Below are 21,683 nucleotides of genomic sequence, written 5' to 3'. Positions count from 1 at the left end.
GTACTTCATTCATCGTTACGTTACGTAACGCGAGGCCCCGGAGACGCATGAATGACGGCCATCACCAGAGACCAAGCACAAGCCCTCGCCGCACTCATCGCCACCATGCGCCCCGACTGGCAGACCCCCGGCATCCTCAAGGCACTCTCCGACGCGAGAGCTCGAGGCACCGGCTGGGACCTGGCGCACGCGGCCCTGTACGCGGCGCAGGACCCGAGCGTCCGCACGCCGGCGGTTATCGCGCTGCCGGGTGACCACTGGCGGGGTCGTGCGATCGGCGACGGCACCCCGCTGCATTTCGACCGGTGCCCTGAGCCTGGTCATGGCTCGTACCGGGTCGACAACTGCGGCGCGTGTCGCAGCGAGACGCTCGAAGCCACCGCCCCCCGCGTGACTGAACCGGGGGGCGTTCCTATGCCCGACGACGTGCGGGCGCACATCGACCGACTGAAGGAGAGATCACGATGACCAGAACGATCACTGACCCGTCCGAGCTCGAGGCCCTGCCTGTTGGGTCGGGCATCGTCGACAAGCACGGCGACCTCGGCCTCATCGACCGGGTCAACCGCGAGATCGTCGTCCAGTATGCCCAGGCCGGCCTCGTGTCCCTGGCGAACGCGAAGCGTTACCTGCCCGCGACCGTCGTGCACGACCCGTCCGAGGCGCGCACCGAGTCCACGCCCGCTCAGGTGGTGTCGGACGCCGCCGTCGAGGCGGCGACCGCGGCCGTGCGGCGTGAGCGAGCCTTCGCGGCCGCTGCTGCGTACGGGGCGGGTGCTGTGCCGCAGTGCGCGGAGATGATCGCCTACGCCGCGCTGTCGGCTGCTCTCCCGTTCCTGGGTGCGGCCCCGTCCGCGACCCGCGAGGACGTCGCGCGCATGGTCTCGGTGGACGCACTCGACGCGCTCGCGAGCATCGTCGCTGACGGCGAGGCAGACGAGTGGCGCGTGACGCTGACGTTCCCCCTGGCGCGACCGGCGACGCTCGCCTCGTGGCGCACCGACCTGCTCGACGCGATCACCCCGAGGACCGACCGATGAGCGGGTGGGGCGCCCTCGCCGTCACTGGGGTCGTGCTGCTCGTCGCCGCCATCGCACTCGGCGTCTCGGCGGAAGTCAGCCGCGGGTGGGAAGCGAGGGAGCGCTCTGCCCGCATCGGCTGGACCGTGTTCGCCCTCGCGTGCGCGTGCTTCATCGGTGCTGTCTGGTGGGCCGCCGCATGACCGCCCCGCGTCGCATCCAGATGACCCGTCAGCGTCCGTGGCGGCATGAGCACCCGGACGCCGTGATCGTCGCCCGCCCGAGCCGATGGGGCAACCCGTTCCGCGTCGGGTCGCACTACGAGACCCACCGATACGGCGACATGGCCCGCACCCCCGAGCGCGCCGTCCGGGACTACCGCGCGTGGCTCACCGCTCACCACCCCACGGTCGACGCCGCGCTCGTCCTCGAACACCTGCCCGAGCTCGCGGGCCGTGACCTTGCGTGCTGGTGCCCGCTCGACTCCCCGTGCCACGGGGATGTGTTGCTCGACCTCGCCAACCCGAAGGAGCGACCATGACCGAGCTCGACCTGGGGCTCGCCCCCGCACGTGACCCGGAGACGCGCCACGCGGTGTTCACCGAGCGTGACGTGCTCGACATGCTGCACTCCCGGTACGCGGCCGTCCAGCAGGGCACCACGACCCGCCGGTACGCGGTCGCGGAGCACGTCTCCAACGTCGGCGGCTCGTGGATGCACGGCCGCGAACGCATCGCCGACTTCCTCGCGCAGGACACCTACAACGAGTGGCTCCTGCCTGACGGCACCAAGGCCGCCTCGTGGGGTCCCGAGCGGGCGGATGGCGATCGTCGTCAGGTGCTCCACGGCCACGAGGTGAAGATCAGCCGCTCCGACTGGCTCACCGAACTCCGAGACCCCACGAAGGCCGAGGCGTGGCGGCGCTACTGCGACCGGTGGTGGCTCGTCGCCCCGCGCGACGTCGTGCGCGGCGACCTGCCCGACGGCTGGGGGCACCTCGCCCCGGACGCGCGCGGTCGTCTCCGTGTCGTCGTCCGGGCACCGCTGCTCACGCCTGAGCCGATGCCCGTCCACGTGCGCGCGCAGGTGATGCGCGCCGTTGCCAAGACCGCTGTCCGCACGACCCCGAAGGAGCCCGACCGATGACGCCGCCCTGCCAGCGCTGCGGGTACGCGCACTCCCTGTACGGCTCGACGTCCGCGATCGGCCGGTTCTCGTCACTCGCCCCGCTGTACCGCGCCGATTACGACGGGTCGCCGCTGCGTGCGACCCGAGCCCAGGCGCACGCCGACATGTGCGACCACTACGCCACGAAGGAGAACCCGTCATGACCCGTCCGTCGCTTGCTGACATCACCCAGCGCGCCGACGCCGCCACCGAAGGACCGCGGGAGGCGAGCGGGTCGCACGTAGCCACCAGTTGGACCGGGGCGAGCGACTGGTCCGGCCCGATTGACGACCGCGAACCTGTCGCCACCGCATCGCCTGCGGACGCGGAGTTCATCGCGCACGCCCGCACCGACGTCCCGGCCCTGTCCGCCGCGATCCGCGACGTGCTCGCCGAGTGCGACCGGATCGAGGCGCGCGCCGACCGCTACCCGTGGAGCCACGACGCGTGCACCAAGGCCGACGTCGCACGCAAAGTCCGCGCCGCGATCACCGCGCACATCGACACCACCCCGAAGGAGAACGACCGATGAGCAAGCACGGGTACGCCCTGGGCCAGAAGGTCATCATCAAGCGGCCCCGACGGCAGGGCGTCGAGCCCCAGCCGATTGCCGCCGTCGTCACGAAGGTCGGCCGTGTGTGGGGAACCGCCACCTTCGAGGACCCCTACCCGCGAGAGCGGATCTTCAACCTGAAGACCGGCGTCGAGAAGGACACCGAGATGTGGCAGCCGGTCTACATCGTCACGCCCGAGCAGGCCGCGGAGATGGACCGCATCGAGCGTCGAAACCGCCGACTGCGCGAGGCGCGGGTGTATCCGTACGACAGCAGCCTCCGCCTTGACGAGGCGTTCCTCGAGGCTCTCGACGAGCTCGTGGCCAAGCACCTCGGGAAGGAGGCCGACCGATGACCGCCCCGATCACCCCTGACGAGCGCGCTGCCTTGCGCAAGCGAGTGCAGCAGCCTGGTGGAGGGTACACCTACCCCTCTGAAATGCGACGTCTGCTTGACGCGCTCGACGCCGCCGAAGCCGAGCGGGACGAGGCGCGCGCCGCGTCCGCACGGGTCCGGGAGGCTGCCGCACGATGCGTGGCCGACGAGGCCGCCGAGAGCGAACTCACCATCACCCGCCAGCGTGAGCGTCTCCGTGCTCGTGAGGAGCAGGTGCGTCGCCTCCGTGCTGAGGTGACGCGCCTGCACACCCTCGTCGCCACGGAGCGCGCCGCTCGTCCTGCTCCCGTGGCGGACGACAGCGACGCCCTCGCGCTCCTCGACGAGATGAACCGCGAGGGGCGCATCGAGTACAGCGACTACAGCGCGCTGCACGATGCCGTCTCGACGGCCACGGTCTCGCCCGCGTGGGACGAGGACACCGTGACCGAGGACGTCGCTCGCCTGCTCTACGCGGACGCCTGCTCCGAGTACGACTACGCCTGGGAGCCGAACGCGGGCACCTTCCGAGACCAGGCGCGAGAACTCCTCGCCGTCGTCCGCCGTCACCTGCCCACCCGACCCGACCGGGAGACCATCGCGCGGGCGCTGTACGAGGCCGACGGGCTGGACCGCTGGGACGACGCCACCGACAAGGAGCGCAAGGACTGGCTCAGCCTCGCTGACGCCGTGCTCGCCGAGTGGCCGGGTGAGTCCCGCGCCCAGGTGCAGGACGAGGCGGTCCAGGAGGTCATCGACTTCCTGGACTCGCAGAAGGGCGACGCAGACGCCGTGGACTTCGCTCGCCTCGCAGCGCGGTGCGTCCAGTGGTGGCACGACGCCCGCGCCGACCGCATCGAGAAGGGAGAAACCCGATGAGCGACTACCTGTTCGGCCTCGCCACTCTGCCCGCCGTAGCCGTTGCCGTCGCGGCGATCTACGGACTCGCCCTCGGCATCCACGGTCTGGTCAAGCGGTGGTGGCAGCGGCTGCACCCCGTCGTCCTGGACCACCCAGGAGACCGCATCGTGCAGGCGTCGGCGCTCATGGTGGCGCGGCGCGTGATCGTACTGCGCGCCCCGCTCGGGCGCGTCTTCGTGTACCGCTCGCGCTTCACCCGTGCCGACATCCCAGCCCGGTACAAGGCCGAGCTCGACCGACACGCCGACGTCGTGCGCACCGCTCTGCGGGAAGAGCACCTCGCACAGAAGGAGGGGACCCGATGAGCGACTACACGCCCACCACCGAGCAGGTGCGCGAGGCGGCAAGCCCCAGCGGTGCCGTCGCCGTCGAGCCGGATGCGTTCAGTCGGTGGCTCGCCGCGCACGACCGCGAGACCGCAGCCCGCGCATGGGACGAGGGCTACACAGTCGGGTACGGCGACGGCACCGACGACCGCGACCCCGACGAGAGCCCCAACCCCTACCGCGAGGAGGAGGCCGACCGTGGGTGACACGTGGACGCTCGTGTGCTCCGTGAAGCCCACCCGCGAAGGGATCGACGGCTTCGACCCCACCCCCGGCGACGTCCTGATCTACCACCACAGCCACAAGCACGCCTGGCAGCCCCACGGCGTCCACACGTGGCCCAGCGGACGCACCTGCCCCGTCTACCGGTGCCACACCTGCGGGGACATCGCATCCGACATGAGCCAGGGCTACGGCGGCACCGACCCCGACACCGGGCGCCCCAACCACGACACCCGCACACCGAAGGAGGACCGCCGTGGCTGACCGACCCATGCTCCGCGACCACTGGCACGCCCGCGACTACCCGGACCGGCTCGTCGTCGTCCGCGACGGCGCCCAGCACCGCCCGTGGTGGGTGTACCTGGGCGCAGCGCGCCTCGGCGAGTACGCCACGCACGCTGAGGCGATCACCGCCGCCGACAAGCTCGCACGGACGGAGACGACGTGAGCACCACGCCAGCCCGCTACTCCCGAGGCGGCTTCCTCCCCGGCCCGCCCGTGCACGTCACCAGGCGACGCCTCGACCCCTGCACATGCGGAGAACCCCTCTACTCCTTCGACGACGGCCCGCCCGAACACCTCTGCCCCGCAGGCATCACCCTCGACGACTTCCGAGCCTGGACCCAACGGTGCCCGCTGCTCCAAGCCGAAAGCGCACGAGCACGAGCTGCCGTCACCTCCTCGCCCACAGCGCGCACCTACTGGGTCCCCGGCCCCGTCGACCCCGAGCACGTCACGCAAGCCGACCTCGACCGCGGCATCGACATCACGGACCTCGCCGCCAGACGCCCCCGACCCTGACCCGNAGGCCCCCCACCCCCTCCCCCACCCTCCGGCCAGACCGCGGGGTTCTGCTCTTTCTGGGGCCTACGGGTTCGGGGCCTTTCTGGTGGTGGTCATTCCCCTGGGCGGAGGTGTCTGGTGCCTCGTGCTCCGAAGGCGTGTGCCCGGCTCGGCTGTGAGGTTCGCGTGTCCGGTCGGACGTACTGCGCGGAGCATGCGCGGCGTCCGTTGTCGGCGTCGTCGTTGGCGGCGCGGGATCCGGAGGAGAGGGCTCGTCGCGCTGAGGTTGTGGCTGCGTGGGTCGTGGTGCACGGCTGGGTCTGTCCCGGTTGGGAGCGCCCGTCTCATGAGTCGCGGGATCTGACGGCGGCTCACTCGACGGCCGTCGCTCGCGGTGGTGTCGGGTCTCGTCTCACTGTCCTGTGTCGCAGCTGCAACAGCCGCCAGGGCACGTCTCCGTCCTGATCTCCGGCATGGCGTCGGGACGTTTCGTCTCCGACATGGAGGTCTCATCATGGCTGGTCCTGCTCCGAAGCATCCGAGTGTGCGCGCTCGGAAGAACAACCCGAAGGCTGGGTTTCGTGTCTTGCCGGCTGATGGCCGTGAGGGTGCGGCGGTTCCTCCGTGGCCGCTGCAGCCTGACGTCGAGAAGCAGGCTGCGTTCGAGCTCGCTCGTGATCGTGTGGCTGCGCTGCAGGTCGAGGTCGAGGAGGCGGAAGACGGTCGGACGAAGGGCCGTCTGCGTCGGGATCTGAACAAGAACGAGATGCTCGTGGCGACGCTGGGTCTGCAGATCGAGCAGGCGCGTGACGCTGAGGTCGCGCTGTGGGCTGAACTGTGGGCGATGCCGCAGGCCGCGATCTGGGAGGAGTCCCACTCGGGCCGTGAGGTTGCTCAGTACGTGCGGTGGAAGATCCGCGCCGAGCAGGGTGACCTCAAGGCTGCGACTGAGGCGCGGATGCTGTCGGATCGGCTGGGGCTGAACCCGAAGGCGCTGATGTCGCTGCGTGCGGAGATCGAGCGCGCGGAAGAGGCGCAGGACCGTGGTGAGCGGCGTCGGGAGACTCGCAAGCCGAAGCCGAAGTCGGGTGAGGACCCGCGCGGCGGCCTGTACGCGGTGGGCTGATGGGGCTTCTCGTCGTTCCGGGTGCGGATGCTGAGCCGTGGCCGACGATCGGCGGTGATGTCTGCGACTTCATCGAGGAGCGTGCGGTCTACGGTCCGGGGTCGCTGCAGGGGCAGCCGTATGTGATCGACCCGGAGTTCCGGGCGTTCATCTACCGGCTGTTCGAGGTGTACCCGCAGGGCCATCCGTGGGCTGGCCGTCGTCGGTTCAAGCGTGGCGGGCTGTCGGTCCGCAAGGGCCTGGCTAAGACGGAGAAGGAAGCGCTGCTCGTCTACGCGCACATCCACCCTGAGGGGCCTGGGAAGTGCGACGGGTTCGACGCCGACGGGCACCCTGTGGCTGCGCCGGTCATGTCGCCCTACGTGCCGATGCTCGCGTTCTCGCTCGACCAGGTCGAAGAGCTCGCCTACGGGGCGCTCAAGTACGTCATCGAGAACGGCCCGGACTCGGATCTGTTCGACGTGTCGCTCGAGCGAGCGCTGCGGCTCGACGACTGGGGGCGTGCGGACGGTGGCGCGTGGCCGCTGGCGAATGCGCCGGACTCGCGTGACGGTGGCCGCACGACACTGAATGCGTTCGACGAGCCGCACCGTCTGCATCTGCCTCGGCACCTCAAGGCGCACGAGACGATGGCTGCGAACCTTGCGAAGCGTCCGCTCGAGGACCCGTGGTCGCTGTACGTGGGGACGGCGGGCGAGCTCGGGCAGGGGTCGGTCGCGGAGAACCTGCACGCTGAGGCTGAGGCGATCCGTGACGGCAAGATCGAGCGGCCGGACCTGTTCTACCTGTACCGCACGGATGACGGCGGGCACGACCTCGAGGTGAAGGCCGAGAGGATCAAGGCGGTTGCTGAGGCGACCGGCCCAGCCGGCGAGTGGGGGCCGGGGCAGTTCGACGACATCGCGTCGCAGTGGGACCGGCTCGGCGTGGACAAGGCGTACCTCGAGCGGGTGTGGCTGAACCGCTGGGTGAAGTCCGGGCAGCAGGCGTTCGACGTGAAGCGCTGGTCGGATCTCAAGCACGAGGGCGGCGACGTCGACAAGCCGCTGCGCGGGCGCATCCCTGCGGGTGCGCCGGTCGCGGTGGGGTTCGACGGCGCTCGGCGTCGTGACTCGACGGCGTTCGTCATCACGGACCTGCTCACAGGTACGCAGGAGATCGCTGGCCTGTGGGAGAAGGACCTCGACGACGACGAGTGGGAAGTCCCCGAGGCTGAGGTCGATCAGACGGTCGAGCACATCTTCTCGCGCTACAACGTGTGGCGCCTGTACGGCGACCCGCCGTACTGGGTGACCGAGATGGGCGTGTGGGCTGGCAGGCACAAGGGGCTCGTCGAGGAGTGGTGGACGAACCACTACAAGAAGGCGGCCTACGCCATCCGCGCGTACCAGGAGGCGATCGCGTCCGGTGCGGTCGGCTGGACGGCGTCGGACCCGCACGCTCCTGAGCTCGCGCGGCACATCGCAGCGGCGGGGCAGGTCAAGCTCAAGAACATCGTCGACGACGAGGGCAAGCCGCTGTACATCCTCGGGAAGATCCACCCCGACCGGAAGTTCGATGCCGCGATGGCGGCCATGCTCTCGTGGCAGGCGTACCTCGATGGTGTGAAGGCTGGCCAGGCCAAGCCGCACGTTCCCGCTCGCCCACGACGCATCAGGTGACAGGAGGCGACGCGTGAGCATTGACGTCAAGACTGTGCAGAGCCCCGGCTGGTGGCTGCAGCGACTGTCGCGGAAGATGGACGACCGTCAGGAGACGGGGAGTGACCTGTTCGCGCGCTACGAGGGTGACGCCCCGGTGCCGTCGTCGCTGCGTGACGCTCCGGAGTCGGCGAAGCGGTTCTTCAAGGCGTCACGCACTACGTTCGCCGAGATGATCGTGAAGTCGGTGAAGTACCCCCTGCGGTTGCAGGGTGTCGCGACCGGTGTCGACACGGGCGAGGGAGGCGACCCGGCGGCGTGGCGGATGGTCGTCCGCTCGGGCATGCGCTCGGAGGGTGACGACGCGATCCGTCTCGCTCTCACTGCGGGCAATGGGTACGCGATCGTCGGCATGCACGGCGACGAGCCGCGGTACACGTCGGAGGACCCGCGGCAGGTCGTGACGATCCACGACCCGGTGGTGCAGTCCGAGGTGCTCGCCGCGGCGAAGTTCTTCCATCACGACGTCGACGAGCGCGCCTACGCGTACCTCTACCGGCCCGGCCGGGTGTGGCGCGCGTTCACGGACCGCAAGCGACCGAATGGCGCGCGGTTCGCGTCGTCGTGGGATTGGGACCCCGAGTTCGGCGGCGAAGAGGGACAGGCGCTCCCCAAGGGCTGCGAGAAGCTCGTGCCTGTGTTCCGGTACCGGAACGAGGAGGGCGTGGGTGAGTTCCAGCGCCACCGGGACCTGCTCGATCGCCTGGACCACATGGTGCTGCAGGGCATGTCGATCGCGACGTACCAGGCGTTCCGTCAGCGCGCACTCAAGATCGACCCGAAGGACACCCCGTCCGAGGACCCGGAGACCGGCGCTGAGATCGACTACAACGACGTCTTCTCGGCGGACCCCGGCGCGCTGTGGATGCTGCCACTGACTGCCGAACTGTGGGAGTCAGGGAATGTCGACCTCACGCCTGTGTGGACGGGCATGGAGAAGTTCACGCAGCAGCTCTCTGCGGTGACGTTCACGCCGCTGGCGATGTTCTCCCCTGAGGGGCAGAACCAGTCGGCGGCTGGCTCGGCGTTCGCTCGTGAGGGGCGGACGTTCAAGATTGAGGATCGGCAGGACCGGTTCGGGGAGACGCACGCTCGTGCGCTCGCCGCGCTGTTCCTCATGACGGGCGACACGGAGCGGTCGCGGTTCGAGGATCTCGACATTATCTGGCGGCCGGCGGAGCGCTACTCGCTCGCGGAGAAGGCTGACGCTGCGGTGAAGGCGAAGTCGTCTGGCGTGCCGTGGCGGACGATCATGCGTGACGTGTGGCAGTACTCGCCTGAGCAGATCGCGCGCATGGAGTCCGAGCGGATGGACGACATGTTCCTGACGGGGGCGGCTGCGAGCACGGCTCCGGCGGCTGACGATGCTGCTGTGGCCGGGGGGGCGTGACCGTGGAGAGCCCCGCTGACGCGGAGTTGCGTGCGGACACCCTCGGTGTGCTGCTGCGCTCTGGTGTCGAGGCGAACCAGGCGGCCGAGGTCGCTGGGTACTCGGGGCTGCGGTTCACCGGTGACCCTGTGGCGCTGCGTGAGACGGTGCAGCCGTGAGCGTCGCGCGTGCGCGGTCGCTCGTCGACATGGAGACGGCCGCGCAGGCCAAGGTCGAAAGTGCCGCGGTCGCTCGCGCTGTGGCCGCGGTGGGGGCTGTCGAGTCCTGGTACGTGCCTGCCGACGTGCAGGCGCTGTCACGGCAGATCGGCGCGACTGCCCGGTCAGCGTCAGTCGCGGCGGCAGGGACGACGGATGCGTACCTGACGCGCATGCTGTCGATGATGCTCGACGCGCCCGCGAAGAGCGTGGGCGTGCTCGACCTGTCGACGCCTCTGCGCGCTGGTGTGGAGTCCTACGAGCAGGTGTACGCGCGCGTCGCCGAGCACGTGCGCTACCTCGAGTCCACAGGCCTGTCCCGGTGGGAGGCCGTCGAGCGGGCGCAGACCCGCGTCGACGCGATGGTCCGCACAGACCTAGCGCTCGCACGGCGAGGGCAGTCGCGGGCCGTGTACGCGGGGACGCCGCGCGTCACGGGCTACAGGCGCATCATCCGCCCTGAACTGTCGACGACGGGGACGTGCGGGCTGTGTGCGGCGGCGTCGGGGCGGGTGTACTCGCGCGACACGCTGCTGCCGATCCACTACCGGTGCAAGTGCACGACCATGCCGATCATCGGCGAGAACGACCCCGGTCGCGAGATCGACGACGAGACGCTCGCGCAGATCTACGACGCGGCCGGGTCGACAGGCGCAGCCGACCTCACGCAGGTGCGGTTCACCGTCGTGCAGCACACCGAGCTCGGGCCGACGCTCGTCGACCCGAAGCACCGTTCGACACACCCCGGTACGCGGCCAAGCACGGCGCCCCGGAGCGCGCGTGGCCCGCAGCGCCCGTCGACACCCGTGGACCCGGCCCGGATGCTCGCCGCTGAGATCCGCGCGCTCGAGTCGCGGCTCCCGACGCTCGAGGCTCGCACCGCATCCGGTGAGCCGGGACTCGACCAGGCGATCGCGTACCAGCGTGAGCGCATCGCACTGCTCGGCACGCGGCTCCGCGCGCTCTGACCACGGCATGCCCGTCACGGGCTGCTGACACATCCGACCTCCGACAGGGAGACCAGCATGAGCAAGAGCCTGTACCGTCCCGCGACCGACGCGATCGACCCCACGGCACCCGGTGGCGTCGAGGCGATGCTCGCGTTCCACCGCCTCACGTTCGGCGACGCCCGCATGGAAGCCGAGGGCGAGGGTGGCGAGGGCGACGGCGGCGAACCCAAGGTCAACGAGCACGGCTTCCCCGACGCCACGCCCGTCAAGGACATGACCGAGGGCCAGCAGGCCGCGTACTGGAAGCACCAGGCGCGCAAGCACGAGGACCGCGTGAAGACGATGAGCGACTACGAGACGCTCAAGGCTGAGCGTGACGCGCTCAAGGCGAAGCACCTCACCGACGACGAGAAGGCGCTCGACGCGGCGACGACCAGTGCCGCCGAGAAGGCACGCGCCGAGGTTCGCAGCGAGTACGCCGCACGCCTCGTCACCGCCGAGTTCCGCGCCGCCAACTCCGGCCGCATCCCGGCCGACAAGCTCGCCGCCGTCCTCGACGGCATCGAGCCCACCAAGTTCCTCACCGCAGACGGTGAGGTCGACACCGACAAGGTGCAGACGTTCGTCGACGGCATCGCGCCGGCGAAGAGCGAGAAGTGGCCCGACATGGGCCAGGGACGACGCTCGCAGGGCGACTCGAAGAGCGTGGCCGCTGGCCGCGACCTCTACAGCAGCCGCCACGCGAAGAAGTCCTGACCCACACCCCCATCCGCACGGAAGGAAACCACCATGCCCCGTCTCACGACTGAGACCTTCGGCGGCGGCGACCAGTCCTGGCTCGGGTCCACGCACGGCATCGCCAACGCGCGCACCGAGGTCCTCGACATCTCCGCCTTCACCGCCGGAACGCACTACCCCAACGGCTACATCCCGTCCGGCACGCCGGTCGCGAAGGTCGGGGGCGTTCTCGTCCCCTACGACAAGACCGAGGCCACCACGACGGACGCTGGCGTTCTCGCCGGGTTCATCCTCACGGACCAGCGCGTCGTCGGCACTGCCGACTTCGGCGTTCCGCTGCTCGACCACGGCCGCGTCCGCGCGTCCAAGGTGCCCAACTCCTTCGTCGCTCCCGTGGCCGCTGCCAAGCGTGCCGCCACGACGATCGTCTACGTCTGAGAGGGGGAGCAATGGCTCTCTGGACCGACATCATCACCCCGGCCGAGCTGACCGGGTACATCCGCGAGGACCTCTCGGCCGTCGAGCAGCGTCGCGGTTCGCTCGCGCGCTTCCTGCCGAACCGCGTCGTGCCCGACATCGTCGTGCGCTTCATCGCCGGCCAGGCCGGGCTCGTCCCCGAGGCGGAGTTCCGCGCCTACGACGCAGAGCCGACGGTCGGCAAGCGGCCATCGGGCAAGCGCACCGTCCTCGAGCTCCCCGCGATCGGACAGAACATCCCGGTCTCGGAGTACGACCAGCTCCGCACGCGCAACGCGTCGGACGACGTGCTGCTCGAGCAGATCCTCTCGACGGCGCGCCGTGTCGTTCTCGCGGTCGCTGACCGTATGGAGCGGCTCCGTGGCGTCGTGCTGTCGACGGGTGTCGCGACGATCCCCGAGATCGGTGCGGCGGACGCCTTCGGACGGTCGGCGTCGCACACGGTCACGGCGTCCGCGCTGTGGGACTCGGCGACGTCGGTCTCGCGTCTCGCGGACCTGCAGACGTGGTCGGACGCCTACGAGGCGACGAACGGCGTCGCGCCGGGTGCCATCCTCATGTCGCGTAAGGCGCTCCGCGTCCTCGCGCAGGGCGACGAGTTCAAGACGTCGCTCGTCGGCGGCGGCTCGCGTCCCGCCACGGTCGCGGACGTCAACGCGATCATCGAGGGCGCCGGTCTCCCCCCGGTCGAGGTCTACACGCGCCGCTCGGCGTCGGGCCTCATCCTCCCCGAGAAGGAGGTTCTCCTCCTCCCGGCTCCGGTCGAGCCGGACGCGTGGGAGGACACGCAGCTCGGTGCGTCGTTCTGGGGGCAGACGCTGTCCTCGTCCGAGGCGGGCTGGGGCATCGAGGAGTCGGAGCAGCCCGGCATCGTCGCGGGCGTGTACCGCAACGAGAAGCCGCCGATGATCGCGGAGGTCGTGTCCGACGCGATCGGCATGCCGGTCCTCGCGAACGCCGACCTGTCCTTCAAGGCGACCGTCCTCTCGTGACCGATCCCCGTGGGGCGCAGCATCATCGTTGCGCCCCACGGGCGCCCAGAAAGGGGCTGAACATGGCGAAGATCCGTCACGACCTCGTCGGGGTCGTGCACCCGTACACCGCCGACGGCATCCCCGCCGGCTTCCACCTGTCCGCGGGTGACGACGTGCCGGACGGCATCGTGGTCGGCGCGCACCTCCTCGACGGCGACGTCCCCGAGGAGCCCGTAGAGCCCGCAGGTGACGACGTGCCGGACGGTCGCGCATCACGTGACACGTGGGCGGCCTACGCCGACAAGATCGGCGCGGCCTACCCCGAGGGCGCGTCCAAGGCCGACATCCGCGCTGCCGTCGAGGCTCACACGGCCTGACCTGAGGAGGGCGCATGAGCACGCTTGGCGTCACCCCCAGCGACATCCGGGACGCAGGCTTCGGACTCGCGATCCCCGAAGGCCCGACCGTCGATGCGCAGATCCAGAAGCTCATCGACAAGGCCGAGGAACGGCTGCTCGCGGCCGTGCCGTCCGTCCCCCGCCGTATCGCGGCGGGCACTCTCCCGGCGGCTCTCGTCAAGGGCGTCGTCGAGGACATGGTGCTGCGGGTCATCAAGAACCCGCGGGCGCTGCGTCAGATGGGCGTGGACGACTTCCAGGCGACGATCGACACGGCGGTGTCCTCTGGTGCGCTGTACGTGACGGGCGATGAGAGGGCGCTGCTCGCGCCCGCACCGCGCGGGTCCGTGGGCAGCCTGCGCATCGGCCTGCCGAGATGGAGGCAGCCCGGTGCGTGACGTGATGCTGTACGCCCGGCAGGTCGGTGCTGCGCTAGCGGAGTCGCTGTTCATCGACTCGGCTCGAGTCGAGCGTGCGGGCGCGAAGGACCCGCTCACGGGGCTGCCGACGCTGACGCTCGTCTACCGCGGCGAGTGCAAGGTGCAGGAGTCTCGCGTCCCGACGGGTGCCGAGCGGGAGGCGGGTGGGCACGAGTACGTGGTGCACTCCCGCCAGGTGCACTTTCCTGTCGCGGCGTTCACGCCGGAGCCGGGGATGCTTGTCACGGTCGAGTCGGCGGGCGTCGACGAGACGCTCGTCGGCCGCAAGTTCCGTGTCTCGCGGCGGCCGGGCAAGACGACGGCTACCGCGATGCGGCTCACCGTCGAGGACCCGTCATGACGTCGCTTGAGTCGTCGGGTTTCGCTGAGGCGATTGAGGCGTTTGCTGCGGCGGAGTCTGCGGTGGAGTCGCAGGCGCGTGCGGTGGTTGAGCGTGGCGCGGTGAACATCAAGAAGCAGTTGCAGCGTGAACTGTCCGGGTCGCGACACTTCAAGGGCATCGCTCGTGACGTGTCCTACGACATCCGTACCGCGGGCGCGTTCGGTGGCGGTGTCATCGAGGCGGAGATCGGGCCGGAGTCTGAGCCGGGCAGCGCGGGCAATCTCGCGAACGTCGCGTACTTCGGGACGTCGCGCGGTGGTGGCACTGTCCCTGACCCGTCACTTGCCCTCGCTGCCGAGGTGCCAAAGTTCGAGCGCGAGCTCGCTCGGCTTGTCGGAGAGGGGCTGTGATGCTCGCTCACATCGAGGCGATCAAGGCCGCGCTCGCCCCGCTCGGCTGGCAGGTGCACTACGTGAGCGTGCCTGAGCCGCCGACGTTCCCCTACGTGCTGTTGTGGTCGGGCACGGGCGATCCGGGGTCGGAGCCGCCGCTGTGCGGTCCGGTGGATGATCTCGAGGCGGTCGTCGGTGTGACGGTCGTGGCGGGGTCGCCGGAGGGCGTGCTGGCGGTGCAGTCGGCTGTTCGCGCGGTCCTCTCGCCTGGTGACGCTCGTACGCCGCTGGGCGTTGCTGGCCGGTCGGCGTCGCTCAAGCGCACTGGCGGTCAGACGGTGCAGGTGGATCGGGACGTGAAGATTCCCGGCACGAACACGAGCCCGGCTTTCTCGGTCGACCTGTACGACCTGCACTCCACCCCCGCCACCTAACCCATCCATCCCCCTGTAGCCCCCACGCGCCGCGTGCCGGGGCTGCTCGTCATGCCCAGGAGGCACCCATGGCTCGCATCGAGGTCTATCGGAAGGACACCGGGGAGAAGGTCCCGCACCCGGTGCCGGAGTCGCACCTGCGGATCTTCCCCGGTGTGTTCACCCGCACTCCCCGCCGTCCGGCGGAGGTCAAGGCCGCTGAGGCGGCATCCACCACCAAGGCTGCGGGCAAGTCCGCGGCCACCCCGAAGGAGGACGCATGAGCGTCAAGACTCTCGCGGACGGCAACACCAAGGTCACGGTGCTCGCCGCTGCTCCCGCCGACAAGAACGCGATCCTGCTCTCCGAGCTGACGGGCGCGGGCGCGAAGGACGCGTCGTGCCAGATCCTCAAGAGCGACTTCGACTACGGGCCGACGGGCTCGGAGACGATCGACGAGGCGCCGCTGTGCGCTGAGGGCAACGGCCAGGCGCCGGGCCTCTCGAACTTCGGTGGCGGTTGGTCGATCCTCCGCTTCTGGGACCCGGCGACGGGCCTCCCTGACACGGACGACGACTGGCTGTGGGACCTCGCGAAGGAGAAGGGCACCACGCTCTACCTCGTCGTGCGTGACTCGCACAAGAAGTCGAAGGAGGCGTGGGCGGCGGGTGACGAGTACCGCTACTACGAGGTCGTGACGGACGACCCGCAGCGTGGCGACCGCACGGGGTACATCAAGTACCGGCAGGTGCTGCTCCACCAGGACGCGGCGATCGACAAGGTCGTCGTCGCGGGGCCGTGACCTTCCGGCTCGCATGATCCCCGCGCGGCCCCGTTCTTCACGGGTCCGGGGCCGCGCGGACCACCACTACCCGACCCGTGACGAGACCCGCGGAGGCGGTTCCCCATGAGCATCACCATCCCCGGCGTGCCCGAGTTCCTGACGCGCGAGCAGTACCTCGCTCCGCTGCGCGCTATCGGCTTCGACCCGGCCGACATCCGCGAGATCCGCTATGCGCACGACGGCGTGCACGCGCTTGTGATCGCGCGCGATGAGCACGGACGCAAGCGGCTCGACCCGAACGGCTCCGGCTACTACAAGCACCGCGTGTTCATCCCCATCCGTGACGAGGACGGCGACGAGCGCACCACCCGCATCACCCCCGTGAAGAACTGACCCGTGGAGAGACCCGTGACTGACATCAACGTGAGCGCCGAGGGCGCGCAGACGATCGGCCTCGAGGCGTGGCTGGGCGGCGCGACCGTCGCCGAAGCAGCCGTCGAGGTGTACCAGCGGCCCGACCTGCTCGCTCGCATCGAGGAGTGGCAGCGCCGCTACGAGCGCGCCGAGCAGTCGGACGTCGGCGAGCGTTCGGCCGGCGAGGAGGACCCGCTGGCTGCACTCGAAGCTGAGGGCGAGGCGCTGGTCGCCGAGCTTGAGGCATCCAAGTCCGTGTGGTTCCTGCGCGCACTGTCGTCGGACGACGAGAGGGCGGTCAACGAGGCGCACCCGCTCCCGGAGAAGCCCGAGACGTTCGCGGAGAAGCCGCCGTTCATGCAGGCCCGCCCGACGGACGCGCAGGCACGCGCATTCACGCAGGCGTACCTGGCGTGGGAGGAACGCAAGCGACTGTTCTCCGTCGAGCACGCTGCGGAGGCTGACGCCTACCGGGAGGCTGTGACTGCCGCCCTCATCGCGCGTGGCGCGGAGAAGATCGTGCGCGCCCTCTCGCGCATCGAGGTGGGCGGTGAGGTCATCGCAACGTCGATCACACTCGACCAGGCGCAGAGCCTGCCGGCACGGCTGGGTGAGGTGCAGGTCGGGAAGATCCTCGAAGCGATCGACGCGGCGACGAACCTCGAGCCGAGCCTCCCAGCGCCTTTCTCGCGTCGCGGCTCGGGGACGACCCAGGACTGATCCGCGCTCTCCGGACGGCGCGCGCCTGGGGTGCGCGCCCGACGGAGTTCCTGGGGTCCTGGTCCCCCCGCGACCGGGAGATGGCCCTCGCTCTGTCGATCTACGAGGACGGCATGACCGCCGATGGGCTGCCCGCGTCGGTCGTGTACGACGACGAGCGCGGCACATGGCTCGAGGCCAAGCCCCGCATCAACTACGCCGAGGCGGTCCGGCAGCAGTGGCACAAGGACAACCCGAACCCTGAGCCGGGAACCGTCCTGCAGATCGTCGACACATGGCCCGGCGATCAGGCTGTCGACGACCAGGTGATCTTGCCGCCCGAGCATTCCCAGTAGCGGACGGGCGTCTTCGCGCCGTCACGCCAGACGGTGACCGTGCCCTTCACGAACCAGCCGGCTTCCTGCTGCTCGCTGAACGTCACGTTCTCCGTGCTGTCCGGGAACGGGAACGCGGCGCGGGCCGCCTTCTTGCATGCGTCGATCTCGGACGCGCCGGGTGCAGTAGCAGCGCGGATACCACATCCCACGGGGAGGGCAACCAGCGCGGCGACAACCCAGAACGCCGGGGTCTTCCACCGCGGGCGGGGCTCACTCTGCTCGCTCATGGGCACATCCAATCGCATATCGACCCGACGGGGGTAGTTCATGGCTGAGCGCAACATCTCGGTTCGCCTCCGGGCGGAGGTCGGTGAGTTCCGTCGGGCACTCGGGCAGGGCGTGCTCTCCCTCAAGGAGATGCAGGCCGCTGCGACCAAGACCGAGTCCGTCATGGACAAGGCGAAGTCCGAGATGGCGACGGCCGCGAAGCGTGTCGAGGCCTCGGAGAAGTCGCTCGCCAAGGCCCAGGCGCAGGCGGCAGAGGCCGCGGATCGTCTCGCTAAGAAGGAAGCGAACCTCGAGCAGAAGCGCTCGTCGAGCCGTCGGACCGTCAACTCTGTGGCCAAGGCTGAGGACGAGCTCGCCAAGGCGCAGAAGGCGTCGGATCTCGCCGCGTCCAAGCTCGGGTCTGCTGAGCGCAAGGCGCAGGGCGAGCGCGACAAGCTGACGAAGGCCACCGAGGTCGCCGTCGCGGCTGAGGCGAAGCATCGGGTGTCGCTGCAGCAGGTGGCGAAGGCGCAGGAGACGGCGGCGACTGCGGCTGGTCGGACGGCGCAGCGGATCAAGGACAACACGGACGCGTACCAGAAGGCGGGCGGTGTGCTCGCGGCTGCGGGCGCGGCGACGACGGGTCTTGTGGTCGCGACGGTCAAGACGGGTGTGGCGTACAACAGCCTGCAGCAGTCGTCGCGGGCGGCGCTCAAGACGATGCTGGGCGGCGCTGAGGCTGTCAACGCGCAGATGGCCGAACTCGACAAGTTCGCCAAGACGTCGCCGTTCTCGAAGCAGACGTTCATCAGCGCGCAGCAGCAGATGCTCGCGTTCGGCATCGAGTCGAAGAAGGTCATCCCGTACCTGTCGGCGATCAACGACGCGACGGCAGCGGCGGGCGGCAACAGCCAGATGCTCGGCGAGCTCGCGTTCGTCATGGCGCAGATCAGCGCGGCCGGGAAGATCACCGGCCAGGACTTGATCCAGTTCGGGCAGCGCGGTGTGAACGCCGCCGAGCTCATCGGCTCGCAGATGGGCATGACGGGCGCGGAGATCAAGGCTGCGATCACGAAGGGCACGCTGGGCGCTGATGTGGCGCTGGATGCTCTCGCGGCTGGCATGTCGGAGAAGTTCGCGGGCGCGTCGGCGAACGTGAAGGAGACGTGGGACGGTGCGACGGACCGCGTGCGGTCGGCGATCCGGGATATCTCGGCGCTGCTCGCGGCCCCACTCGTGGACCCCGAGTCCGGTGGTGCGGCTGTCGGCTGGGCGAACGGGCTCGCGGACGCTCTGCGCAACGTCGAGGGCGTCATCGCGGGCTTGCCTGGCCCGGTGCGTGTCGTCGGGTCGGCGCTCATTGCTGCCGGGGGCGGCGCTACGACGCTCGCCGGCGGGCTGCTGCTCGCGCTCCCCCGCATCATCGACACCAAGGCCGCTCTCGGCCAGATGCGCGCGGAAGGCTCGCGGATCCCGGGCGTGCTCGGAAAGACCGCGAAGGCCGCCGGGGTTGCGACGCTCGCCATCGCTGGAATCGGGGCGGCGATCGCGGCGATCGAGTGGGAGAACAGCCTCGGCGTCGTCGCGACGGACGCGACCGTACTCGCGGCGTCGCTCGAGAGGGTCGCGACGAACGGGGACGCGGCGACGAACGCGCTCTTCGCCGGCAAGGGGTCCCAGTTCGACCTCTGGACGACGTCGGCGGCCGAGGTTCAGGACCTCGGTGATGCGCTGGCCCGCGTCATGGCGAACATGGACGAGGGCTTTTGGGACCAGGTCTGGGGCACGAATGCGTCGGGCAACGACATGTTCGGTGGCAACAAGGCGTGGAAGCAGTCCGAGCAGGGCATCAAGGCGCTCGACTCGGCGCTGGCGCAGATCGTTGCTTCCGGGAACGCTGATGCGCTCGCTGACGCGCAGGACTACCTGTCGCGGGAGGCCGCTAAGAATGGCAAGACGCTCGACCAGGTCGCGGCGGTCCTGCCGCAGTACAGCGCTGCTCTCGCGACGGCAGGTGCGGATACCGCTGAGGCTGGTGCGTCGACGCTGCAGGCTGCGCTTGACGCGGAGGAGGCGGCGAAGCGGGCGGAGGCTGCGCAGAAGGAACTCGAGGCGGCGTTCGAGTCGTTCTCGGGCCTGTATGGCGATGCGGCGTCGGCGTTCATCGACCTTGGTGGCGCGTATGACGCGGTGGTCGAGAAGAACAGGGCTCTCGCCGAGGCGACAGCCGAGGCGACGGCGTCGAGCAAGGACTCGTGGGAGGACTTCTACGACGGCGTTTCTGTGTCCGCGTCGGACTACATCGCCGAGCTCGAGTCGCAGGTCAAGGCGCAGGGCGAGTGGAAGCAGAACATGGTCACGCTGGCGGGCAAGGTCTCCGAGGAGACGCTCGCCGAACTCGCGCAGATGGGGCCTGCGGGCGCGCCGCTCGTCGCGGAACTCGTCAACGCGACGGACAAGGAACTCGCACGGCTCGACCTCGCGACGACCGCGAAGAACGAGACGGACGCGTTTGTGCAGGCGATCGCGGATGCGCAGGACAACATCCCGATGCTCAAGGTGCTCGCCGACATGGGCATGGCGCGGACGGCGCTGGACCACTTCATCGACGAGGCGCAGCGTCGGCAGATCCGAATCAACATCGGCGCGAACGCTGGCGGCACCGGGCGGACTGGGCAGACGGCGAAGGCTACGGGCGGCTCTGTGGTGGGTCCGGGTACGGGTACGTCTGACTCGATTCCGGCGTGGCTGTCGAACGGTGAGCACGTGCTCACGGCGTCGGACGTCGCGAAGGCGGGCGGTCAGGGTGCGATCTACCGGATGCGTGGGCTGATCCAGGCGGGCGCGTTGCGGTTCGCGTCGGGTGGCATGGTGTCGATCTCGGGCGGTACGGGTAGTGCTGGTGTGGCGTCGGCGAAGGCTGATGTGGCGTCGGCGAAGCGCGCGGTCAAGCGCGAGGAGAAGGATGTCGCGTCGGCGCAGCGCGCGTACTCGGGCATCGACGGGAAGGCTGCGAACCGGGCGCGGAAGCAGGCTGCGAAGCGTGAGGTTGATCGGCAGAAGGCCGAGCTGAAGCGTGCGCAGGAGCGGCTCAAGGCTGCGGAGAAGGCGCTGGCGGCGGAGCGGAAGGTCGTCGCGGATGAGAAGGCGCGTCGTTCTGATATCCGTGGTCTGCGGGCTGAGCATGAGACGGATGTGCGTCGTGGGACGATCCGGGATCAGGTGAACTCGGGGCTGTCGGGCGGTCTGTCGGCGGTGGATTCGGCGCTGCGGCTGGCGGGGTCGGGGACGCTGTCGAAGGCGAAGAGCGCGGAGTTGCGGAACGTCGCGCAGCAGGCGGAGAAGGACCTCACCAGGCAGTACGCGCTGCTCGAGCAGACGAACGCCAAGATCAGCGAGCAGACGGCGCTCCTGTCCGACGTCAAGGGCATGCGGGACCAGATCTCGCAGCAGATGATGGGCGAGGTCAAGCTTGCGGACACGCTGTCGGCGGCGACGTCGCAGACGGTGCAGCACTCCAACGGTCGCGGGGACATCTGGTACTCGCAGTCGACCACGGGTGGTGGCACGACGGCGGGCGCGATCCGTGCGTACCTGGCTGACAAGCTGACGAAGGCTCGGACGTTCAACTTGAAGTTGGACGCGCTGCGGCAGAAGGGTGCGCCGAACGCGCTGCTGCAGGAGGTTTTGCAGGGTGGCATCGAGGGCGGGACGGCGCTGGCTGAGGCGCTGCTGGGGTCGTCGGCGTCGGACTGGACGGCGATCACGTCGTCGTGGACGGCTCTCGAGGCGGAGTCGCGGCGCACCGGTGACATCGGCACCCTGAGTGCGTTCGGGACGACGTCGGCCGCGGTTGAGGCGGACCTGGCGAAGCAGACGGCGATCGCGGAGGGCACGCAGGGCATCATCATGTCGATCGGGCGGCTGCTCGAGTCGACGACGGGCGGCGTGCTGCAGGGCTATGCGTCGGGCGGCTGGATCACCGGCGGCGTCCGCGGCAAGGACAGCGTCCCGATCATGACGATGCCGGGTGAGCACGTGACGAACGCGGTCTCTGCGCGTTACAACGCGAACCTGCTCGAGCGGATCAACGCGACGCCCGGCCCGGTCGCTGCCCCGCTCGTGGCGGTGCCCGTCGCGGCTGGCGTGGGCGCGGGTGGCAGCGACGTGTACGTGACGATCCCTGACATCTACGTGCGGAACCCCATCACGGGTGAGGACGTGCGTGCGGTGGCTCGTCAGACGGTCCGTGCCGAGATCTCCTCGGCGGCGAACGCTATGACGAGGGGGTACTGAC

Annotated in this window: 34 protein-coding genes; 33 read left to right on the top strand and 1 reads right to left on the bottom strand. The window is 69.7% G+C overall.

Features of this window, described 5'->3' with window-relative positions; all coding sequences use genetic code 11:
• Positions 1-51 precede the first annotated feature (51 nt).
• The 32 genes from C1729_RS01650 to C1729_RS01505 all read left to right on the top strand — a co-directional run bounded on the left by C1729_RS01650 (position 52) and on the right by C1729_RS01505 (position 17,137).
• Complete coding sequence (locus C1729_RS01650; protein ID WP_102508142.1) at positions 52-468, top strand: hypothetical protein; 417 nt, start codon at positions 52-54, stop codon at positions 466-468.
• Entirely contained in the window at positions 465-1,040 is a 576-nt protein-coding gene (locus C1729_RS01645) for a hypothetical protein (RefSeq protein ID WP_102508140.1), read from the top strand. Before C1729_RS01650 ends, C1729_RS01645 begins: the two co-directional genes overlap by 4 nt.
• Positions 1,037-1,222, top strand: a complete 186-nt coding sequence (locus C1729_RS01640) for a hypothetical protein (RefSeq protein ID WP_102508139.1) — start codon at positions 1,037-1,039, stop codon at positions 1,220-1,222. Before C1729_RS01645 ends, C1729_RS01640 begins: the two co-directional genes overlap by 4 nt.
• Positions 1,219-1,560: a DUF4326 domain-containing protein gene (locus C1729_RS01635; RefSeq protein ID WP_102508137.1), complete on the top strand. Its 342-nt coding sequence runs from the start codon at positions 1,219-1,221 to the stop codon at positions 1,558-1,560. Before C1729_RS01640 ends, C1729_RS01635 begins: the two co-directional genes overlap by 4 nt.
• The gene (locus tag C1729_RS01630; protein WP_102508135.1) at positions 1,557-2,165 is read left to right on the top strand and encodes a hypothetical protein; all 609 of its coding nucleotides are present in this window, start codon (positions 1,557-1,559) and stop codon (positions 2,163-2,165) included. Before C1729_RS01635 ends, C1729_RS01630 begins: the two co-directional genes overlap by 4 nt.
• Positions 2,162-2,350: a hypothetical protein gene (locus C1729_RS01625; RefSeq protein WP_102508133.1), complete on the top strand. Its 189-nt coding sequence runs from the start codon at positions 2,162-2,164 to the stop codon at positions 2,348-2,350. Before C1729_RS01630 ends, C1729_RS01625 begins: the two co-directional genes overlap by 4 nt.
• Positions 2,347-2,718, top strand: a complete 372-nt coding sequence (locus tag C1729_RS01620) for a hypothetical protein (protein ID WP_102508132.1) — start codon at positions 2,347-2,349, stop codon at positions 2,716-2,718. Before C1729_RS01625 ends, C1729_RS01620 begins: the two co-directional genes overlap by 4 nt.
• Complete coding sequence (locus C1729_RS01615; protein ID WP_102508129.1) at positions 2,715-3,095, top strand: beta barrel domain-containing protein; 381 nt, start codon at positions 2,715-2,717, stop codon at positions 3,093-3,095. The genes C1729_RS01620 and C1729_RS01615 overlap by 4 nt, the downstream gene beginning before the upstream one ends.
• Positions 3,096-3,178: 83 nt before the next feature.
• Complete coding sequence (locus C1729_RS01610; protein WP_102508126.1) at positions 3,179-3,994, top strand: hypothetical protein; 816 nt, start codon at positions 3,179-3,181, stop codon at positions 3,992-3,994.
• Positions 3,991-4,341 carry a hypothetical protein gene (locus C1729_RS01605; RefSeq protein WP_102508125.1) on the top strand — a complete coding sequence of 117 codons (351 nt, stop codon included), beginning with the start codon at positions 3,991-3,993 and terminating at the stop codon, positions 4,339-4,341. The genes C1729_RS01610 and C1729_RS01605 overlap by 4 nt, the downstream gene beginning before the upstream one ends.
• Positions 4,338-4,568 (top strand): hypothetical protein, encoded by a 231-nt coding sequence (locus tag C1729_RS01600; protein WP_102508123.1) that lies wholly within the window; start codon positions 4,338-4,340, stop codon positions 4,566-4,568. The genes C1729_RS01605 and C1729_RS01600 overlap by 4 nt, the downstream gene beginning before the upstream one ends.
• Positions 4,561-4,848: a hypothetical protein gene (locus tag C1729_RS01595; protein ID WP_102508121.1), complete on the top strand. Its 288-nt coding sequence runs from the start codon at positions 4,561-4,563 to the stop codon at positions 4,846-4,848. The genes C1729_RS01600 and C1729_RS01595 overlap by 8 nt, the downstream gene beginning before the upstream one ends.
• The gene (locus C1729_RS14240; RefSeq protein WP_129590632.1) at positions 4,841-5,032 is read left to right on the top strand and encodes a hypothetical protein; all 192 of its coding nucleotides are present in this window, start codon (positions 4,841-4,843) and stop codon (positions 5,030-5,032) included. The genes C1729_RS01595 and C1729_RS14240 overlap by 8 nt, the downstream gene beginning before the upstream one ends.
• Entirely contained in the window at positions 5,029-5,385 is a 357-nt protein-coding gene (locus tag C1729_RS01590) for a hypothetical protein (RefSeq protein ID WP_102508119.1), read from the top strand. The genes C1729_RS14240 and C1729_RS01590 overlap by 4 nt, the downstream gene beginning before the upstream one ends.
• 496 nt (positions 5,386-5,881) lie before the next feature.
• A complete protein-coding gene (locus C1729_RS01585; protein ID WP_129590631.1) occupies positions 5,882-6,493 on the top strand; it encodes a hypothetical protein in 612 nt (203 codons plus the stop codon).
• Positions 6,493-8,154: a large terminase gene (locus C1729_RS01580; protein WP_102508115.1), complete on the top strand. Its 1,662-nt coding sequence runs from the start codon at positions 6,493-6,495 to the stop codon at positions 8,152-8,154. Before C1729_RS01585 ends, C1729_RS01580 begins: the two co-directional genes overlap by 1 nt.
• A gap of 13 nt (positions 8,155-8,167) precedes the next feature.
• Entirely contained in the window at positions 8,168-9,583 is a 1,416-nt protein-coding gene (locus C1729_RS01575; RefSeq protein WP_102508113.1) for a phage portal protein, read from the top strand.
• Positions 9,584-9,585: 2 nt separating this feature from the next.
• A complete protein-coding gene (locus tag C1729_RS14450) occupies positions 9,586-9,741 on the top strand; it encodes a hypothetical protein (protein ID WP_165375387.1) in 156 nt (51 codons plus the stop codon).
• Positions 9,738-10,748, top strand: coding sequence for a hypothetical protein (locus tag C1729_RS01570; protein WP_102508111.1), 1,011 nt, complete (start codon positions 9,738-9,740; stop codon positions 10,746-10,748). Before C1729_RS14450 ends, C1729_RS01570 begins: the two co-directional genes overlap by 4 nt.
• A 57-nt stretch (positions 10,749-10,805) precedes the next feature.
• Positions 10,806-11,486, top strand: a complete 681-nt coding sequence (locus C1729_RS01565; protein ID WP_102508109.1) for a hypothetical protein — start codon at positions 10,806-10,808, stop codon at positions 11,484-11,486.
• Positions 11,487-11,519: 33 nt separating this feature from the next.
• The gene (locus C1729_RS01560; RefSeq protein ID WP_207204551.1) at positions 11,520-11,906 is read left to right on the top strand and encodes a head decoration protein; all 387 of its coding nucleotides are present in this window, start codon (positions 11,520-11,522) and stop codon (positions 11,904-11,906) included.
• A gap of 11 nt (positions 11,907-11,917) precedes the next feature.
• Complete coding sequence (locus tag C1729_RS01555; protein WP_102508108.1) at positions 11,918-12,937, top strand: major capsid protein; 1,020 nt, start codon at positions 11,918-11,920, stop codon at positions 12,935-12,937.
• A 62-nt stretch (positions 12,938-12,999) separates the two neighbouring features.
• On the top strand, positions 13,000-13,296 hold the full coding sequence (locus C1729_RS01550) for a hypothetical protein (RefSeq protein ID WP_102508106.1): 297 nt from the start codon (positions 13,000-13,002) through the stop codon (positions 13,294-13,296).
• Positions 13,297-13,310: 14 nt separating this feature from the next.
• Complete coding sequence (locus C1729_RS01545) at positions 13,311-13,715, top strand: hypothetical protein (protein ID WP_102508104.1); 405 nt, start codon at positions 13,311-13,313, stop codon at positions 13,713-13,715.
• The gene (locus C1729_RS01540) at positions 13,708-14,097 is read left to right on the top strand and encodes a DUF6093 family protein (protein WP_102508102.1); all 390 of its coding nucleotides are present in this window, start codon (positions 13,708-13,710) and stop codon (positions 14,095-14,097) included. Before C1729_RS01545 ends, C1729_RS01540 begins: the two co-directional genes overlap by 8 nt.
• Positions 14,094-14,489: a hypothetical protein gene (locus tag C1729_RS01535; protein WP_102508100.1), complete on the top strand. Its 396-nt coding sequence runs from the start codon at positions 14,094-14,096 to the stop codon at positions 14,487-14,489. Before C1729_RS01540 ends, C1729_RS01535 begins: the two co-directional genes overlap by 4 nt.
• Positions 14,489-14,905, top strand: a complete 417-nt coding sequence (locus C1729_RS01530; RefSeq protein WP_129590630.1) for a hypothetical protein — start codon at positions 14,489-14,491, stop codon at positions 14,903-14,905. The genes C1729_RS01535 and C1729_RS01530 overlap by 1 nt, the downstream gene beginning before the upstream one ends.
• Positions 14,906-14,973: 68 nt before the next feature.
• Complete coding sequence (locus C1729_RS01525) at positions 14,974-15,168, top strand: hypothetical protein (RefSeq protein WP_102508097.1); 195 nt, start codon at positions 14,974-14,976, stop codon at positions 15,166-15,168.
• Positions 15,165-15,686: a phage tail tube protein gene (locus C1729_RS01520; RefSeq protein ID WP_102508096.1), complete on the top strand. Its 522-nt coding sequence runs from the start codon at positions 15,165-15,167 to the stop codon at positions 15,684-15,686. Before C1729_RS01525 ends, C1729_RS01520 begins: the two co-directional genes overlap by 4 nt.
• A gap of 105 nt (positions 15,687-15,791) precedes the next feature.
• Entirely contained in the window at positions 15,792-16,061 is a 270-nt protein-coding gene (locus C1729_RS01515) for a hypothetical protein (protein ID WP_102508094.1), read from the top strand.
• 15 nt (positions 16,062-16,076) lie between these two features.
• Positions 16,077-16,802: a hypothetical protein gene (locus C1729_RS01510; protein WP_102508092.1), complete on the top strand. Its 726-nt coding sequence runs from the start codon at positions 16,077-16,079 to the stop codon at positions 16,800-16,802.
• 113 nt (positions 16,803-16,915) lie between these two features.
• Complete coding sequence (locus C1729_RS01505; protein WP_129590629.1) at positions 16,916-17,137, top strand: hypothetical protein; 222 nt, start codon at positions 16,916-16,918, stop codon at positions 17,135-17,137.
• Here the strand turns inward: C1729_RS01505 and C1729_RS01500 are convergent.
• Complete coding sequence (locus tag C1729_RS01500; protein WP_102508088.1) at positions 17,089-17,406, bottom strand: hypothetical protein; 318 nt, start codon at positions 17,404-17,406, stop codon at positions 17,089-17,091. The two genes, C1729_RS01505 and C1729_RS01500, sit on opposite strands and share 49 nt — an antisense overlap.
• Before the next feature lie 40 nt (positions 17,407-17,446).
• Here C1729_RS01500 and C1729_RS01495 point away from each other — a divergent pair, with 40 nt between their 5' ends.
• Entirely contained in the window at positions 17,447-21,682 is a 4,236-nt protein-coding gene (locus tag C1729_RS01495; RefSeq protein WP_102508086.1) for a tape measure protein, read from the top strand.
• Position 21,683 lies beyond the last annotated feature (1 nt).

This window comes from Sanguibacter massiliensis, assembly GCF_900240335.1.
Classification (GTDB): domain Bacteria; phylum Actinomycetota; class Actinomycetes; order Actinomycetales; family Cellulomonadaceae; genus Flavimobilis; species Flavimobilis massiliensis.
The sequence above is the reverse complement of the archived record's forward strand: the minus strand, read 5'-3'. Positions and strand labels throughout refer to the sequence as shown.